Here is a 2356-nt window from a genome sequence, read left to right as displayed (position 1 = left end):
GTTCGGGCAAGTCGAGTCTGGTGTTTGACACGCTGTATGCCGAGGGCCAGCGACGTTACGTCGAGACCTTCTCGGCCTACGCCCGCCAGTTTTTGGACCGCATGGACAAGCCCGCCGTTGACAAGGTTGAAGGCGTGCCGCCCGCCATTGCCATCGACCAGACCAACCCGGTGCGCTCCTCGCGCTCCACCGTGGGCACGATGACTGAGCTTAATGACCATCTGAAGCTGTTGTTTGCCCGTGCCGGACAGTTGTTCGACCGCGAGACCGCATCACCGGTGCGCCACGACTCGGCTGAAACCATTTACGCGCAACTCCTTGAGCGGGTCGGGGCGGACGATGTCCGGCTGGCCATCACTTTTGCGGTGGAGTTGCCTGCCAGCACCACGCCTGACGAGATTGATCAATGGCTCTCGGTCAGTGGATTTACCAAGGTGCAGGCGCAACGAGAACGGGCCACGCCCACCGGGCCGCGCAAGGTTCTCGATGTGGTGGCCGACCGGTTCCGGCTGGGCAACGTCGAGCGTGCGCGGGTGCTGGAGGCGATCGAGGTCGCGCTCAAACACGGCAGTGGTCGCCTCAGTGTTTATGTGCTCAATGAGGCTCTAGCCACCGTCCATCCTGCGCAAGCAGCTACTGAATCAATAGCGGTGGCGGCGCCGCCGGTCTGGAAGTTTTCTACCGGCCTGCATTGCCCTGAGAGCGATGTGCGCTACGTCGACCCGATTGCGTCGGCGTTTTCGTTCAACTCCGCCGTGGGCGCGTGCGATACCTGTCGCGGCTTTGGCCGGGTGATTGGCGTGGACTACGGGTTGGTGATTCCCAATGACAAACTGACGCTGCGCTCCGGCGCGGTCAAGCCGATGCAAACACCGGCCTGGGCCGAGGCGCAGGCCGACTTGATGCGCCATGCCGAGGCGGCGGGCATCCCGCGCGACACGCCGTGGAACAAGCTCACGCCCGCGCAGCAGTATTGGGTGATCAACGGTTCGCCCAACTGGAATGGCAAGTGGAGCCAGCACTGGTTTGGCATCAAGCGATTCTTCGAATACCTGGAGACCAAGTCCTACAAAATGCACATTCGGGTGCTGCTGTCCAAGTACCGCAGTTACACGCCGTGCGGGGTGTGCGGCGGTGCCCGGCTGAAGACCGAGAGCCTGTTGTGGCGCATCGGCGGCAAGGCCGATGCCGATTTGGTGCTGGACCCTGTCAAGCGGTTTATGCCGGTGGGGGTGAAGTGGTCGCGTGCGCAACTTGAAGCGCTGCCGGGGCTGTGTTTGCACGACCTGATGTTGATGCCGCTGGATAGGTTGCGGCGCTTCTTTGATGCGCTGCAGGCGGGATTGGGGGAGGGCGCAACCCCCAATCCCGCCCGGTCATCGGCGGAGTTGAAGACCATGAAACTCCTGTTTGAGGAGGTTTGTACCCGGCTGAAATACCTGTGTGACGTCGGCATTGGCTACCTCACCTTGGACCGGCAGAGCCGCACCTTGTCGGGCGGTGAAGTGCAGCGTATCAACCTCACGACCGCCCTGGGCACCTCGCTGGTGAACACTCTTTTTGTGCTGGACGAGCCCAGCATCGGCCTGCATCCGCGTGACATGCACCGCATCATTGTGGCCATGCAGCGCCTGCGCGACGCTGGCAACACCTTGGTGGTGGTGGAGCACGACCCGGCGGTGATGCTGGCAGCTGACCGGATGATCGACATGGGGCCTGGCCCCGGTGAGCGCGGGGGGCAAATTGTGTTTGACGGTTCCACTTCGGATCTGCGTCATGCGGATACGTTGACGGGCGCTTATCTCGGTGGGCGCAAACAGGTTGGCATGGGCTTTAAACGGCTGGTCGATGCGGCCACGCCGCGTCTGATTCTGGAAGGAGCGAGTGACCACAACCTGAAGAACGTCACCGTTGAGTTTCCGTTGCAGCGTCTGGTGTGCGTCACCGGTGTCAGCGGCTCCGGCAAGTCGACCTTGATTCAGGATATTTTGGCGCCTGCGTTGCTGCGCCACTTTGGCAAAGCCACCGAAACGCCGGGCGCTTTTGAGCGTCTGCTGGGCGCCGAAATGTTGAGCGATGTGGTGTTTGTGGACCAGTCCCCGATTGGTAAAACAGCGCGTTCCAACCCGGCCAGTTATGTCGGTGCCTGGGATGCCATCCGCGAGATTTTTGCCACGGCGCCCTTGTCTCGCCAACGCAGCTACACCGCCACCAAATTCAGCTTCAACAATGGCGATGGCCGCTGCGCCACCTGCGGTGGTTCGGGCTTCGAGCACGTTGAGATGCAGTTCTTGAGCGACGTCTACCTGCGCTGTCCCGATTGCGATGGCAAGCGCTACCGCCCCGAGATTCTGGA

The 2356-nt window shown here is 61.9% G+C and carries 1 pseudogene; it reads left to right on the top strand.

What is annotated here, in order from left to right:
- Positions 1–2356 (top strand): annotated as a pseudogene (locus WCG50_RS18955) (excinuclease ABC subunit UvrA); the annotation flags it as partial.

Source organism: Rhodoferax sp. (assembly GCF_037143375.1).
In the GTDB taxonomy this organism is placed as follows: Bacteria; Pseudomonadota; Gammaproteobacteria; order Burkholderiales; family Burkholderiaceae_C; genus Rhodoferax.
This window is presented reverse-complemented; position numbering and strand designations above follow the sequence as displayed.